13 protein-coding genes are annotated in these 14,968 nt (G+C 65.1%); 7 read left to right on the top strand and 6 right to left on the bottom strand.

What is annotated here, in order from left to right:
• Positions 1 to 15 precede the first annotated feature (15 nt).
• The 4 genes from pcaB to CH278_RS01665 are packed head-to-tail and all read left to right on the top strand — an operon-like array spanning position 16 to position 4,544.
• Positions 16 to 1,362: a 3-carboxy-cis,cis-muconate cycloisomerase gene (pcaB, locus tag CH278_RS01680; RefSeq protein ID WP_094621031.1), complete on the top strand. Its 1,347-nt coding sequence runs from the start codon at positions 16 to 18 to the stop codon at positions 1,360 to 1,362.
• Entirely contained in the window at positions 1,362 to 2,525 is a 1,164-nt protein-coding gene (gene pcaDC, locus CH278_RS01675; RefSeq protein ID WP_094621030.1) for a bifunctional 3-oxoadipate enol-lactonase/4-carboxymuconolactone decarboxylase PcaDC, read from the top strand. The genes pcaB and pcaDC overlap by 1 nt, the downstream gene beginning before the upstream one ends.
• Complete coding sequence (locus CH278_RS01670; protein ID WP_094621029.1) at positions 2,522 to 3,340, top strand: IclR family transcriptional regulator domain-containing protein; 819 nt, start codon at positions 2,522 to 2,524, stop codon at positions 3,338 to 3,340. The genes pcaDC and CH278_RS01670 overlap by 4 nt, the downstream gene beginning before the upstream one ends.
• Positions 3,333 to 4,544: an acetyl-CoA C-acetyltransferase gene (locus tag CH278_RS01665; protein ID WP_032368206.1), complete on the top strand. Its 1,212-nt coding sequence runs from the start codon at positions 3,333 to 3,335 to the stop codon at positions 4,542 to 4,544. The genes CH278_RS01670 and CH278_RS01665 overlap by 8 nt, the downstream gene beginning before the upstream one ends.
• 7 nt (positions 4,545 to 4,551) lie before the next feature.
• Here the strand turns inward: CH278_RS01665 and CH278_RS01660 are convergent, their stop codons facing one another.
• Both CH278_RS01660 and CH278_RS01655 read right to left on the bottom strand, forming a co-directional pair.
• Positions 4,552 to 6,444 (bottom strand): sugar phosphate isomerase/epimerase and 4-hydroxyphenylpyruvate domain-containing protein, encoded by a 1,893-nt coding sequence (locus tag CH278_RS01660; RefSeq protein WP_094621028.1) that lies wholly within the window; start codon positions 6,442 to 6,444, stop codon positions 4,552 to 4,554.
• A complete protein-coding gene (locus CH278_RS01655; RefSeq protein WP_094621027.1) occupies positions 6,441 to 7,331 on the bottom strand; it encodes a shikimate dehydrogenase in 891 nt (296 codons plus the stop codon). Before CH278_RS01655 ends, CH278_RS01660 begins: the two co-directional genes overlap by 4 nt.
• A gap of 109 nt (positions 7,332 to 7,440) precedes the next feature.
• Here CH278_RS01655 and CH278_RS01650 point away from each other — a divergent pair, with 109 nt between their 5' ends.
• From CH278_RS01650 to CH278_RS01640, 3 genes are all read left to right on the top strand, one after another.
• Positions 7,441 to 8,115, top strand: coding sequence for a TetR/AcrR family transcriptional regulator (locus CH278_RS01650; protein ID WP_094621026.1), 675 nt, complete (start codon positions 7,441 to 7,443; stop codon positions 8,113 to 8,115).
• Positions 8,116 to 8,283: 168 nt separating this feature from the next.
• Positions 8,284 to 9,645: an MFS transporter gene (locus CH278_RS01645; RefSeq protein ID WP_032368463.1), complete on the top strand. Its 1,362-nt coding sequence runs from the start codon at positions 8,284 to 8,286 to the stop codon at positions 9,643 to 9,645.
• Between the two features lie 6 nt (positions 9,646 to 9,651).
• The gene (locus CH278_RS01640) at positions 9,652 to 10,455 is read left to right on the top strand and encodes an N-acyl homoserine lactonase family protein (protein WP_032384523.1); all 804 of its coding nucleotides are present in this window, start codon (positions 9,652 to 9,654) and stop codon (positions 10,453 to 10,455) included.
• 77 nt (positions 10,456 to 10,532) lie between these two features.
• On the opposite strand, the gene clpX is transcribed toward CH278_RS01640, so the two are convergent.
• The 4 genes from clpX to tig form a co-directional block, all read right to left on the bottom strand.
• Positions 10,533 to 11,813 (bottom strand): ATP-dependent Clp protease ATP-binding subunit ClpX, encoded by a 1,281-nt coding sequence (gene clpX / locus CH278_RS01635; RefSeq protein ID WP_027497577.1) that lies wholly within the window; start codon positions 11,811 to 11,813, stop codon positions 10,533 to 10,535.
• 296 nt (positions 11,814 to 12,109) lie between these two features.
• Entirely contained in the window at positions 12,110 to 12,751 is a 642-nt protein-coding gene (locus tag CH278_RS01630; protein WP_008715342.1) for an ATP-dependent Clp protease proteolytic subunit, read from the bottom strand.
• 47 nt (positions 12,752 to 12,798) lie between these two features.
• Positions 12,799 to 13,449 (bottom strand): ATP-dependent Clp protease proteolytic subunit, encoded by a 651-nt coding sequence (locus tag CH278_RS01625; protein WP_072692168.1) that lies wholly within the window; start codon positions 13,447 to 13,449, stop codon positions 12,799 to 12,801.
• 83 nt (positions 13,450 to 13,532) lie between these two features.
• The gene (gene tig / locus CH278_RS01620) at positions 13,533 to 14,912 is read right to left on the bottom strand and encodes a trigger factor (RefSeq protein ID WP_045841278.1); all 1,380 of its coding nucleotides are present in this window, start codon (positions 14,910 to 14,912) and stop codon (positions 13,533 to 13,535) included.
• Positions 14,913 to 14,968: the final 56 nt, after the last annotated feature.

Here is a 14,968-nt window from a genome sequence, read left to right as displayed (position 1 = left end):
CGGTGAAAGAGGACCATGGCTTCCGATAGAGGGGCACTGTTCGATCCGACATTCGGCAGCGAGATCATCGCACCGATCGTCGGCGACCGAGGCTGGGTTCGGGCGATGTTCGACGTCGAGGCAGCCCTCTCCCGGGCGGCTGCCTCGGTCGGCGTGGTCGACGCGAAGCATGCGGACATCATCACCGCGGTCGCGGCAGAGCTGGGTGAATCTCTGGACATCACAGCACTCGGAGCGGCTGCAGCGGCCGGTGGGAATCCGGTGATACCACTGGTGAAAGTACTGCGAAACGCGGTGTCCGAGCGCGGAGTTCCTGCTGCTGCAGTGCACCCCGGGGCGACCAGCCAGGACATCATGGACACCGCGTCCATGCTCGTCGCACGTGACGCACTCACGGTCGTCGAGGCGTCGCTCGGTGATGCACATACCGCGGCGCGAGGCCTGGCGCTGGCGCACCGAACCACTCCTATGGTCGCGCGCACCCTCGGCCAGCAGGCGTTACCCACTACTTTCGGGCTGGTGGCCGCCAATTGGGCTGGGGCGCTGCATCGTTCGAGTCACCGTCTCGCTGCGGTTCGGCGGTCGTGCTGTGTGCAATACGGTGGTGCCGCCGGAACGATGGCCGCCGTACATCCGCACGGTCCGGCCATTGCCGCCGCGCTCGCGGACGCCCTCGGTCTGGCACCACAGACTGCGCCCTGGCACACCGACCGCGTCACCGTCGCAGATCTGGCGTGCGCGTTGGGTATTGCCGCGGGCTCCATTGCGAAGATCGCCGGGGACATCGTGTCGATGTCCGCCACCGAACTGGCCGAGGTGTCCGAGAACGCGCCGGGAGGTTCGTCGGCAATGCCACACAAGCGCAACCCGATCGCCGCCGTCACCGCGCGGGCTGCGGCCCGACGGGTGCCGGGAGCCGTTGCGACAGTGCTGGCGAACATGGACCACGAGCAGCAGCGCGCCGCCGGCCCGTGGCACGCCGAATGGGAGACCGTCACCGATCTGCTACGCCTCACCGGCGGCGGTGCGCATCGCATAGCGACGAGCCTGACCGGTCTGCATGTGCATCCAGATGCCATGGCGCGCAACCTCGAAGCGACGGGTGGTGCACTTCTCGCCGAACGGGTCACGGCGGCGCTGGCACCGCACACCGAGCGCGCCCGCGACATCGTCACCGACCGATGCGCAGCAGGTGCGCCACTGGACACGGATCCCGCCATCACCGCCTTCTTGACGCCGGCGGCGGTCCGCGAGATGTTGGATCCAGCAGGCTATGTGGGTCACGCACCCGACTTGGTCGACGACATCCTCGCTGCGTGTGCACCGGACACCGAACGCCCCACGGATTCGAAGGACATCTGATGACAGTCACTCTGGCTCACCACCGCACCGAGGGGCCGCACCCCGGTGCGGATACCGTCGTGCTGATCGGCTCGCTCGGCTCGGACCGATCGATGTGGGACCCGCAGGTGGGCGCACTGTCGGCTTCCGTCCACGTGTTGACGGTCGATCTACGGGGACACGGTCGATCACCGGTACCCCCCGGCCCCTATTCCGTGGCCGATCTCGCCGGTGACGTTCTTGCACTGCTGGATTCACTCGCTCTGGAACGCGTCCACGTGGTCGGACTCTCCCTCGGCGGTGCCGTCGCTCAATGGATTGCGATTCATCGCCCCGAGCGGGTGCGCACTCTGTCTCTGCTGTGCACGTCCGCCAAGTTCGGTGAAGCCGCTCAGTGGATCGACCGTGCCGCGACCGTCCGCGCCTCGGGGACAGCAGCACTCGCGGACGCTGTACTCGCACGGTGGTTCACGCCCGAACTCGCCGCCCGCGACACCGATCTCGTCGCACGGTGTCGACGCATGATCGCCGAGACCTCCGACGAGGGGTACGCGGCATGCTGTGAGGCGTTGTCCGAGTGGGATTCTCGCGCGGACCTCGCCAGGATCGCCGCTCCCACCCTCGTGATCGCGGGCCGACAGGATCCGTCGACCACTCCGGACGATCTGCGCTTCATCGCCGACGGCGTTGCAGGATCGACGCTCCTGACACTCGACCCGGCCGCACATCTGGCGAACGTCGAACAGGCAGGCCGCGTCACGGCGGCCATTGCCGCTCACGTCGGAGCGAATGCGTACTCCGCCGGACGGTCCGCGGCGCACGACACCGGAATGGCAGTACGGCGCAGTGTGCTCGGTGACGCCCACGTCGACCGCAGCATCGCATCGAGAACCGAATTCACGGCCCCGTTCCAGGATTTCATCACCCGAACCGCATGGGGCGACGTCTGGGCTCGTCCCGGACTCGACCACCACACCCGCCGACTGCTGACTCTGGCCGTTCTGACGGCCCTGGGTAACCACCACGAACTCGACATGCACATCCGAGCGGCGTTGCGTGCCGGTATCGCACCCGACGAACTCGCCGAGGTGTTCTTGCACACCGCGGTCTACGCGGGAGTACCGAACAGCAACAACGCTTTCGCATTGGCTCAGGCCGCCATCACCGAGAGCGAAACCTCGTGAGTGCCGCGGACACACCGCCGTCCTCGGATTACGTCCAGTCTCTCGGACGCGGCTTGGCAGTGATCAGAGCCTTCGACGGTGAGCATCCGCGTCGAACGCTGGCCGACGTGGCCCGAGCGACCGACCTGACCCGCGCCACCGCCCGACGGTTTCTGCTCACGCTCGTCGAACTCGGATACGTGCGTACCGACGGCTCGATGTTCTGGCTCACCCCGCGCGTACTCGAATTGGGGTACAGCTATCTGTCGAGTCTCTCGCTCCCCGAGGTCTCGGGCCCCCATCTCGAGGCGCTCGCCGAACGAGTGCGTGAATCGTCCTCGGTGTCGATACTCGACGGTGACGATGTGGTGTACGTCGCCCGGGTTCCGGTCAGCCGCATCATGACCGTCGGCATCAACATCGGCACCAGATTTCCGGCGTTCGCGACCTCGATGGGCCGGGTGCTGTTGGCCGGTCTTCCCGCGGACGAACTGGATGCGTACCTGGAGCGAGTGCGGTTGACGCCGTTGACGGGCAAGACCATCACCACCGCGGCCTCGCTCGCTCGGGAACTCGAACGAGTGCGGGTCGACGGGTTCTGCCTCGTGGACCAAGAACTCGAAGAGGGACTGCGTTCGATCGCCGCACCCATCCGCGACAGCGCCGGCGTGGTTGTCGCCGCAGCCAACGTCTCGACCCAAGCTGCACGTCACTCTGCGGACGCCGTGCGCGCCGAACTACTCCCGGCCTTGCTCGACGCCACCCGCGCCATCGAGACCGATCTGCTCCGGGTGAGTACCGGAGCCAACGACAAGCGAGGAAACACCCATGCCTGAAGCCGTGATCTGCGAGCCCCTGCGTACCCCCGTCGGCCGTTTCGGTGGCCAGTTCCGCGACATTTCCGCCCAGGCCCTCGCTGCCACGGTCATCACCGAACTCGTTGCGCGAACGGGTATCTCCGGAGCGGACATCGACGACGTGATCCTGGGCCAGGCGTCACCGAACGGTGATGCACCGGCCATCGGTCGAATCGCCGCCCTCGACGCCGATCTCGGCATCGATGTGCCCGGCATGCAGATCGACCGACGCTGCGGCTCCGGCCTACAAGCAGTACTGCAGGCGTGCATGCAGGTGCAGTCCGGCGGCAACGACCTGGTTCTGGCAGGCGGCGTCGAAAGTATGAGCCAGACCGAGTTCTACGCGACCGGCATGCGGTGGGGCGTCAAGGCCGAGGCGGTCGCCCTCTCCGACCGACTTGCGCGGGCCCGAGTGACGGCGGGTGGCAAGAACTTTCCGGTGCCCGGCGGCATGATCGAGACCGCCGAGAATCTTCGCCAGGAGTTCTCCATCAGCCGCGCCGATCAGGACGCGCTGGCCGTGCAGTCGCATCGGCGTGCGGTCGCCGCCCAGAACAGCGGCGTGTTCGCCGAGGAGATCGTGGGTGTGTCTGTACCCCAGCGTAAGTCGGAACCGGTTCTGGTCTCGACCGACGAGCATCCACGGGCCGACACGACCGTGGAGTCGTTGGCGAAGCTGAAGGCAATCCGTGCATCGATCGATCCCGAGTCGACGGTCACCGCGGGCAATGCCAGCGGACAGAACGACGGTGCCGCGATCGCCATCGTCACCACCCCCGAAAAGGCTGCGGCGCTGGGACTTCGACCGCTGGCGCGGCTCGCGAGCTGGGGCGTTGCCGGAGTCGCTCCGCGCACCATGGGAATCGGTCCGGTGCCCGCCAGCGAGAAAGCGCTCGGACGCCTGGGGCTCACTCTCGACGACATGGGCGTCATCGAACTCAACGAAGCCTTCGCCGCCCAGGCGCTGGCCGTGACTCGGTCCTGGGGTATCGAGTCGGACGACCCGCGGCTGAACCCGCACGGTTCCGGCATCTCGCTCGGCCACCCGGTCGGGGCCACCGGTGCCCGAATCCTTGCCACCCTGCTCCGTGAAATGGACCGCCGAGAGGTCCGCTACGGACTCGAAACGATGTGCATCGGCGGCGGACAGGGCCTGGCCGCGGTGTTCGAGCGACTGTCCTGATCGCTACTCACTGCTGTAGTTGCGCAGCCAGGCGCACAGCCGAGTTGGTCTCCCCGTAGCCTTCGTACCCGCCTACCCGCTGCACCACCTCGAAGAAGAGGTCGTCGCCCACGGTGCCGGTGAAGAAGTGGAAGAACTCGCCGCCTGCGGAGTCGGCGTCGTACAGGATGCCGAGCCGCTGCATCGCGTCGAGGGTGTCCGGACCGAGGCCGAACCGTGCGTTCAGGTCGCGATAGTAGTTGGGCGAGATGCGCAACGGCGTGAGACCGCGTTCGGTCATTGCCTCGGCCGCGGCGTAGATGTCCTCGCATCCGAACGCCACATGTCCGACGCCTCCGCGGCGGGCGGCGGGCAGGGGGTCGGCATCGGACGGGCGACCGGGAACCATGTTGAGCGACAGGCGAATGGTGCCGTTCGTGGTCGTCAGGGTGAGGGCCTGGCTTCGCACCAGTCCGATCGCGTCCACGACGTCCTGACCGTCCCGGGGCACCATGCCGAACACCGAGCGGAGCAACAGCATCACGCCGTCCCAGCTTTCCGCCGGGACCGCGAGGGCGATGTGGTCCACGTGCGAGACCAAGGGCTTGTCCTGCGGCACAGGCACTCTGGGAGCAAGGTCGAATGCGGACTGCCAGGCACCGGCGCTGTCTCGGGTGCGTAGGTCGAGCGAGGTTGCACCGGTGACGGCGAGCCGCACCACCGCGTCGGTCGCGTCGGCCACGCCCGGCATGGTGACCGTCGCGGCGGGGACCCCCAGGGCGCGGGCTCTGGTCAACCACAGATCGGGCCGCTCGCTGCGGACCCCGATCTGGGCCAGTGCGGGCAGGTGGGCGGGGACGCCCGGTGCCGTCCACAGGGTGTCGACGGTCGTGTCGACCGCGACGGCGAGTGGGCCCTGGGTGAACAGCGACAGTCCGTGTTCGCTGTGCGCGGCGGTGAGGTCGAAGCCGAGGTGACGCAAGGTGGTGCCCAACTGGGCGGCCTTGGCAGGGCCCGCGGCGATACGTAGGGACACGATGTTTTCGATCGGGCCGGGCGGAGGCGGGGAGAACAGATCGGGATTCGGCACGACGGTGTCGACGCTGCGGACCTGCTCCTGCAGGTGGAGCAACGAACGGTGTGCGTCCGACGCCGTTCGGCCGGTGTCGGAATGCCGGAAGACGTCGTTGAAGATCTCGAGAGACCACGGGCCCGTATAGCCCGAGGCCACGACGTGGGCTCCGAAGGTTGCCAGATCGAAGTTCCCCTGACCGGGGAAGCATCGGTGATGGCGACTCCACTGCAGGACGTCCATCACCAGGTGCGGGGCGTCGGCCAGCTGCAAGAAGAAGATCTTCTCGCCGGGTATCTCGCGGATGCCGGATGGGTCGTCGCCGCGGGAGAGGATGTGAAAGCTGTCGAGACAGGTCCCGAGCGCTGGATGGTCGACCTGCCGGACGATGTCCCAGGCATGAAGGTAGGTGTCGACGTGGCTACCCCAGGCGAGCGCTTCGTAGGCCAGCCGCAGTCCGCGGCGATGTGCACGCTCGGCGAGAGTTGCCATCTGTTCGATCAACTTGTCGTCCTCGCGCACTGCACCGGCCAACGGTGACGAGCAGACCAGCAGCAGGTCGCATCCCAGCTGTTCCATCACGTCGAATTTGCGTTCGGCGCGAACGAGGTTGCGCGCGAACTGGTCCGGGTCGTCGGAGTCGGCGTCACGGAAGGGTTGGTAGAGATCGACGGTCAGACCCAGGTCTGCAGCCTTCTTCGCAATGTCTGCAGGCAGGTCCGGTGAGCTGATCAGATCCGGCTCGAACACCTCGAACCCGTCGAACCCGGCTTCGGCGATGGCGCGCATCTTCTCGTCGAGAGACCCACTGAGCGAGACAGTGGCCACCGACGTGGCAATGGCCGTCATGCGGAGGCCCCGGCGGCAGCGACGCGATCTTCGCTGTCGATGAGGGTGCCCATGTGCGCGATCATCCGATCTGCGTTCGCAATTCGGCCGGTGAATATCTCGAAGGCGTCCGCTGCCTGGAACACGGCCATGCCGGTGCCACTCAGGGTTCGGCACCCCGCTCGCGCTGCCTGCATGAGCAATTCGGTCTCGGCCGGCCTGTACACGACTTCCGAAACCCACATCTGCGGACGCAGAAATTTTTGCGGCACAGCAGATCCCGGGTGCTCGAGCATTCCGACCGGCGTTGCGTGCACCAGCCCCGACGCTGCGCTCAGCACGTCGCCGAGCCGATCGAGTCCGGTCGAGAAGATCTCGGACTCGGGGAACATCGAGGCCAGCGAGTCTCGGAGTTGCTGCGCCCGAGAACGATCGGCATCGACGAGTGTCACTTTGGCGGCTCCCCGGCGTGCCATTGCGTATGCCACGGCCGCACCTGCTCCCCCGGCTCCGAGTTGCACCACATCACTCAGATCGGCTCCCGGTAAGCCACGTCCGAAATTTCGGTCGAACCCGGACCAGTCGGTGTTGTGACCGATCGCGCGCCCGTCGGAGAACACAACGGTGTTGACGGCACCCAGACGCGCGGCATCCTCCGAGAGATCGTCGAGGCAGTGGAGGACCCGTTGCTTGCACGGGTGGGTGATGTTGAGGCCGCGAAATCCGAGGTCGGCTGCCGTGGCCACCAGACGCGGTAGGTCGTCCACGGTCAGCCCGCGCCGATCGAGATCGATGATGCGATAGAGGTAGGTCAGACCGTGCTCGGCACCCTCTCGCTCGTGCATCGCGGGCGTGAGCGATTTGCCGATACCCGTCCCGATCAGCCCGCAGAGCAGGGATTCCGGCATGTCGATCTCCTCGAGCTTTAATGTACTAATTGGTGAGTTAGCTCGACGGTACTACGGTGACGGCACGCACACACCCTTTCTCCGCAATTCGCGGCGATAGAGTCGACCCATGGCTCCGCGTACAACCGACACCTCCGACGACAGCGGACCGGCCGTCAAACGTCGGCGCAACAGCGATCTGACCCGACACAACATCCTCGAGGTAGCCACGGAGGAGTTTGCGGACAAGGGCTTCGCCGGCGCACGCATCGACGAGATCGCCGAGCGAACACACACGACCAAGCGGATGCTGTACTACTACTTCACCGACAAGGAAGGCCTGTACAAGGCCGTTCTGGAGCGGTCCTACCTCCGCATCCGCGAGCGCGAACGAGCCGTGGACGTCGAAGGACTCGGTCCGGTCGAGGCGATCCGCGCCATCGCATCGCTCACCTTCGACCATCACGAGCAGAACCCGGACTTCATCCGGCTGGTGTCGACCGAGAACATTCTGCGCGGCGAACATATCGGCACCTCCGAGGCGCTGAGCAATCTCGGTAATCCGGCCGCCGAGCTGTTGGCCTCCATTCTTGCGCGCGGGCAGGCCGACGGGCTCTTCCGAACCGATGTCGACGCGTTGGACATCCATATGGCGATCAGCAGCTTCTGCGTGTTCCGGCTGTCCAACCGATACACGTTCGAGGCACTGTTCGGTCGCGACCTCACCGACCCGGCGCACCGCACACGACTGCGGGCCATGCTCGGCGACATGATCATCGCGTTCCTCACCTCCACCGACGCCTGACACCGAGATCGAGCGACCCGCATCGCATCGGGGGTTGACACGTGGCATGGATCACGTTCAATATCTAAGAGCGCCCGGAGTTAACTATTTCGTACATTAGCGGCCGATCGGGTCGTGTATGTCGAACTGTGCGCCCGGCTTCCCGTCACACGAAAAGAGACGACACCGATGGATCCCCTCACGTCCGGTCACCCGCCCCTGCGCCCCGGAGCCAACCCGCGTAAAGCCGCAACCGCGGCCTGGGTGGGCAGCGCCCTCGAGTACTACGACTTCTTCATCTACGGCACCGCCGCTGCGCTGGTCTTCGGCCGCGTGTTCTTTCCCGGTTCCAACCCCGCCACCGGAACGTTGTTGGCCCTGGCGACTTTCGGGGTCGGATACCTGGCCCGCCCACTGGGCGCATTGGTGCTCGGTCACATCGGTGACCGTTACGGCCGCAAGAAGGTCATGGTTGCCACCGTCCTGCTGATGGGAGTCGCCACTCTCGGAGTCGGCGTCCTTCCCTCGTACGAATCCATCGGCCTCGCGGCCCCGATAATCCTGGTCCTGCTGCGCCTGGCCCAGGGCTTCTCTGCGGGCGGTGAGCAGGCGGGTGCCAACTCCATGACCCTCGAGCACGCACCCGACCACCGACGGGCGTTCTTCACCAGCTTCACCCTCAGCGGCACCCAGGGCGGTCAGATCCTTGCCACGGCAGTCTTTCTCCCGGTCGCCATGCTCCCCGAGGACCAGTTGCTCAGCTGGGGCTGGCGAATCCCGTTCTTCCTCAGCGCCTTCGTCGTTGTCGCCGCATTCCTGATCCGGCGCTCGCTCGACGAGACCCCAGTCTTCGAGGAAGAGGTGGCGTCCGCCGAGCCGCAGCGTCTCCCGCTGACCGAACTGCTGTCCGAGCACTGGCCCGCCGTTCTTCGAGTCATGTTTGCCGCCGTGATCGCCTCGGTCAGTACGATATTCACCGTCTATGCGCTGTCGTACGCAGTCAACACAGTCGGCTTGGAACGAACTCCGATGCTGTGGGTCGGCGTACTCGCCAACGTCGTCGCGCTGTTCGCACTCCCGTTCTTCGGGTCGCTGTCCGATCGCGTCGGTCGCAAGCCGGTGTTCCTGTTCGGATCGATCGGTTGCGCAATCCTCATGTTCGGATACCTCTGGTCCATCTCGGTCGGAAACTACGCGCTCATCTTCGTCTTCGGCATCGTCATGTTCGGTTTCGTCCACAGCGCGACGGGCGGTGTCTGGCCCTCGTTCTACGGCGAGATGTTCCCGGCTCGGGTACGTCTGACCGGAACTGCGCTGGGTACCCAGATCGGTTTCGCCATAGCAGGATTCGCGCCCACCATTGCCGGTGCCATCGCCGGGGCCGAGATCGGTGCGTGGTTGCCGGTCGCCATCGTCACCGCCGTGTTCTGCGCCGTCAACGTTGCGATCGTGTCCACGTCCAAGGAGACCTATCGCACGCCCACCGACGAGCTGGGACGATCCACTCGAACGACTCGGCGCGAGTCGGTCGCTCGTACGACGTCGAACTGACCCGCGATGATCGACGGACTGCGACCGGACCGTAGCGGTGAATGGCGTGTGTACGCCGTGCGCTATGCGAGCCGAACATCCCTGCGCAGCACGCACTTCCACTATGCGGACGACCGGGGTCACGAGCCGCACCCCACCGCGTACTACGTGTGGCTCGCACTGTCGGACACCGAGACCGTCCTCGTCGACGCCGGTCTCGCACCGGCGACGGCGTCACGGATGAAGGGACTGGACTACGTCGGCTCCCCCGTGGACCTCATCGGAGAGCTGGGAATCTCCCCCGGTGACATCGACGTATGTGTGCTGACCCATCTGCACTACGACCACACCGGAGTCGTCGCAGATCTGCCGTCGGCCCGCTACGTCGTCCAGCAGAAAGAGCTCGACTACTGGAACGGTCCGTGGGCGACCCGCGTCGGGCAGGAACGCTGGTTGCACTCGCGGTCCGACATCGACCACGTCACGGGAAGTCCGCGTCTCGACATCGTCGACGGCGACCGCGAACTGGCACCGGGACTCTCGGTGCATGCGGTGGGCGGACATACCGCGGGCATGCAGGTAGTCAGCGTGCACACCGAGCGCGGGACCCTGGTGCTGGCGTCGGATGCGAGTCACTTCTACGAGAACATCGAATCCGACAGTCCCTTCGCGATTCTGCACTGCCTGCCGGACATGTTCGGCGCGTTCGACCGGATCAAGGAACTCGCCGACAGCCCCGAGCATGTCGTGCCGGGCCACGACCCGTTGGTGGCGCAGCGGTGTGCCGCGGTCGACCCGGACCTGCACCCGCACATCTCGGTCCTCGGCTGACACCCTCCCTGAAACAGAACGAGCCCCGATCATCGCGTTCGATGATCGGGGCTCGTTCCGTGTCGTGCCGGAGCTGGTCAGGCCGACTTGTCGCGTCGCTCCGGGCGTTCGGGCTTGCGCGGAACGATGGTCGGCAAGACGTTGTCGTTGACCGTCTCTGCCGTGACCACGACCTTCTCCACGTCGTCCCGGCTCGGGATGTCGTACATCACCGGAAGCAGCACTTCTTCCATGATGGCGCGCAACCCACGAGCACCGGTGCCACGCAGGATCGCCTGATCGGCAATTGCCTCGAGTGCCTCGGACGTGAACTCGAGCTCGACGCCGTCCATGTCGAAGAGTCGACGGTACTGCTTGACCAACGCGTTCTTCGGTTCGGACAGGATGGTGACCAGTGATTCCTTGTCCAGGTTGGTCACCGACGCGATCATCGGGAGACGACCGATGAACTCGGGGATCAAACCGAACTTGATCAGATCCTCGGGCATCACCTCGGCGAAGTGATCCTGCGTGTCGATCTCGGCCTTGGAACGCACCTCGGCTCCGAACCCGAGACCGCGCTTGCCGACGCGATCGGACACGATCTTCTCGAGACCTGCGAAAGCACCGGCGACGATGAAGAGCACGTTGGTGGTGTCGATCTGGATGAACTCCTGATGCGGATGCTTACGTCCGCCCTGCGGCGGGACGCTGGCCTGGGTACCTTCCAGGATCTTCAGCAGTGCCTGCTGTACGCCTTCACCGGAGACATCGCGGGTGATCGACGGGTTCTCGCTCTTACGAGCGATCTTGTCGACCTCGTCGATGTAGATGATGCCGGTCTCGGCCCGCTTGACGTCGTAGTCCGCGGCCTGGATGAGCTTGAGCAGGATGTTCTCGACATCCTCACCCACGTACCCGGCTTCGGTCAGTGCGGTGGCGTCGGCGATCGCGAACGGCACGTTGAGCATCTTGGCGAGGGTCTGGGCCAGATACGTCTTGCCGCACCCGGTGGGACCGAGCATCAAGATGTTCGATTTGGCCAGCTCGACGGATTCGCCGCGCACATCGCGCGCCTTGTCGCCGGCCTGAATGCGCTTGTAGTGGTTGTAGACAGCGACGGCCAACGTGCGCTTCGCAGCGTCCTGGCCGATCACGTAGTTCTCGAGAAAGTCCTTGATCTCGGAAGGCTTGGGCAGGTCGTCGAGCTTGACTTCGCTCGATTCGGCCAACTCCTCCTCGATGATCTCGTTGCACAGGTCGATGCACTCGTCGCAGATGTACACCCCTGGTCCTGCAATGAGCTTCTTGACCTGCTTTTGGCTCTTGCCGCAGAACGAGCACTTCAGCAGATCGCCACCGTCACCGATGCGTGCCATTCGGAGGTTCCTACTTCCTTGTCCGCGTACGACCCGGCCGACCGCATACGCGGAAGGACGGGCTACTTCTCGATCGATGGCATGCCGAGTTCGAGATGCTCCGACCGAGTTCTTGGATGCGACGCTACCCGTGTTCGCCGAACATGGGCGGGTTGTTTCCGGTGATTCGCCGCCCGTTTTCACCAATCACGGCATTCGGGGCGTGAATCGAGACAGCCGGGCCGAGTTGTCCACTCGTGCCCGGCGTCCGATCGTCTGCCGGACCGCGAGGCGATCCGACCGGTGGTACTTGCGTGCTACTTCTGAGCCGAGAGCTTGCGGTACTCGAACACGGTGTCGATGATGCCGTAGTCCTTGGCCTGCTCGGCGGTGAGGATCTTGTCGCGATCGGTGTCCTTGCGGATCACGTCGGGATCCTTGCCGGTGTGGCGGCCGAGGGTGGTCTCCATGAGTCGACGCATACGTTCGATCTCGGCGGCCTGGATCTCGAGGTCCGAGACCTGGCCCTGGATTCCGCCGCTCGAGGGCTGGTGAATCAGCACTCGTGCGTTCGGCAGAGCCGCGCGCTTGCCGGGGGTACCGGCTGCGAGCAGTACCGCGGCAGCCGAAGCCGCCTGGCCTAGGCACACTGTCGCCACGTCGGCGCGGACGTACTGCATCGTGTCGTAGATGGCCATCAACGAGGTGAACGAGCCACCGGGCGAGTTGATGTACATCGTGATGTCACGGTCGGGGTCGAGGCCCTCGAGCACCAGCAGCTGTGCCATGACGTCGTTGGCAGACGCATCGTCGACCTGAACGCCGAGGAAGATGATGCGCTCCTCGAACAGCTTGTTGTACGGGTTCGACTCCTTGACGCCGTAGCTCGAGTGCTCGACGAAGGACGGAAGGATGTACCGCGAGGACGGCAACTGGTTGGGATCGAACAGGTTTGTCATCGTTTCTCCAAGATGTGAGTGATCGAGGGTCGCCGGTAGCGGCCGAATTACTCGCCGACTCCGCCGGCCTGCCGCGCGCGGCTGACGACGTGATCCACGAACCCGTATTCCTTGGCCGCCTGTGCCGTGAACCACCGGTCACGGTCGGAATCCTCGGTGATCTGCTCGACGGTCTGGCCGGTGTGCTGAGCGATGAGCTCGGCCATCTCACGCTTGGTGTGCGCGAACTGCTCGGCCATGATCGCGATGTCCGAAGCGCTGCCGCCGATACCGGCCGAAGGCTGATGCATCATGATGCGCGCGTGCGGAAGGGCGTACCGCTTGCCCTTCGCACCGGCCGAGAGCAGGAACTGGCCCATCGAGGCAGCCAGGCCCATCCCGTAGGTGGCGATATCGCACTCGGCGAATTCCATGGTGTCGAAGATCGCCATACCTGCGGTGACCGAGCCACCGGGCGAGTTGATGTACAGCGAGATGTCGCGGGTGGGGTCCTCGGCCGACAGGAGCAGGATCTGCGCGCACAACTTGTTGGCGATGTCGTCGTCGACCTGGGTACCGAGGAAAATGATGCGGTTTTGAAGCAGACGCTCGTACACGGAGTCGCTGAGATTCAGCCCTGCTGCGGCCGAAGTCATGACGGGACTCTGCTCGTGCGAAGCCGCCGGATTCTGAACAGTCACGGTACCTGCCTTTTCCATAACAAATCGTTGGTTCCTGACACAGACACTAACGAAAGACGGCGGCTCCGGAGTCCCGGAACCGCCGTCGTTCGCTGTGAGCGTTACTTCTCTTGTTCGCCCTCGGAAGAATCAGCTGCTTCGACCTCGTCGGGAGCATCGGCAGGGCTGCCGAACAGCTCGGCGGTGTCGACGCTGGCTCCGTTGGTGTCGGTCACGGTGACGCGCTCGACGACCGAGGCAAGCGCCTTGCCGCGCTTGACGTCGGCGAACACGGCACCGAGCTGGTTGGCCTGCTGCACCTGCTGGATGAACTGCTCGGGCGGCATGCCGTAGCGCTGGGCCTGGAAGATGATCCGCTCGGTCAGCTCGTCCTGGCCGACCTGAGTGTTTTCGGCCTCAGCGATGGCATCGAGGAGGAGCTGGGTGCGCACCGACTTCTCGGCACCCTCCTTGACGTCCTTGTCGAACTCCTCGCGGCTCGAACCCTGCGACTCGAGCAACTCGGCGAGCGCTTCCTCGTTGTGGTCGAGGCCGTGGATGGCCTCGTGCACCTGGGAATCGACCTCCGCCTTGACGACGGCCTCGGGAGCCGGAATCTCGAGCGTCTCGAGCAGCGTCTCGAGCACCTTGTCGCGAATCTGACCGGCCTGCTCGACCTTCGCGACTCGCTCGACGCGCGTCTTCAGATCGGCCATCAGCTCGTCGAACGTGTCGAACTCGCTGGCGAGCTGGGCGAACTCGTCGTCGGCCTCGGGCAGCTCGCGCTCCTTGACGGACACGACCTTGACCGTGACGACGGCTTCCTTGCCCGCGTACTCACCGGCCACGAGCGTGGAGGTGAACTCCTTCGACTCGTCGGCCGAGACGCCGATGATCGCGTCGTCGAGACCCTCGATGAGCTGGCCGGAACCGACCTCGTGGGACAGCCCGCTGGCGGTGGCCTCTTCGACGTTCTCGCCGTCGACCGTGGCCGAGAGATCGATCGAAACGAAGTCGCCGGACTGGACCGGACGATCGACACCGGTGAGGGTGCCGAAACGCTGGCGGAGCGACTGCAGCTGCTCGTCGACGGCTTCGTCTTTGATCTCGAGCGGATCGACCACGACGCTGATGGTCGAGTAATCCGGCAGCTCGATCTCGGGACGCACGTCGACCTCGGCGGTGAACGTGAGCTCGGTGCCGTCTTCGATCTTGGTGATCTCGATCTCGGGCTGGCCGATGACCTTGACCTTCTCGTTGGTCACGGCCTCGGAGTAGCGGGAGGGAAGAGCGTCGTTGACGACCTGCTCGAGTACTGCACCACGGCCGACTCGCGCCTCGAGCAACTTGGCCGGAGCCTTGCCGGGACGGAATCCGGGGAGGCGGATCTGCTGAGCCAAAGCCTTGTACGCGCGGTCGAAATCAGGCTTGAGCTCCTCGAAGGGCACCTCAACGTTGATACGGACTCGCGTCGGGCTCAGCTGCTCGACGGTGCTCTTCACGGGACATGCTCCTTTGTGGTGATTCTTGCTTGCTGGCAGTTCTGGCTTGCTGTCTT

Source organism: Rhodococcus sp. 05-2254-5 (genome assembly GCF_002258575.1).
In the GTDB taxonomy this organism is placed as follows: domain Bacteria; phylum Actinomycetota; class Actinomycetes; order Mycobacteriales; family Mycobacteriaceae; genus Rhodococcoides; species Rhodococcoides fascians.
The sequence above is the reverse complement of the archived record's forward strand: the minus strand, read 5'-3'. Positions and strand labels throughout refer to the sequence as shown.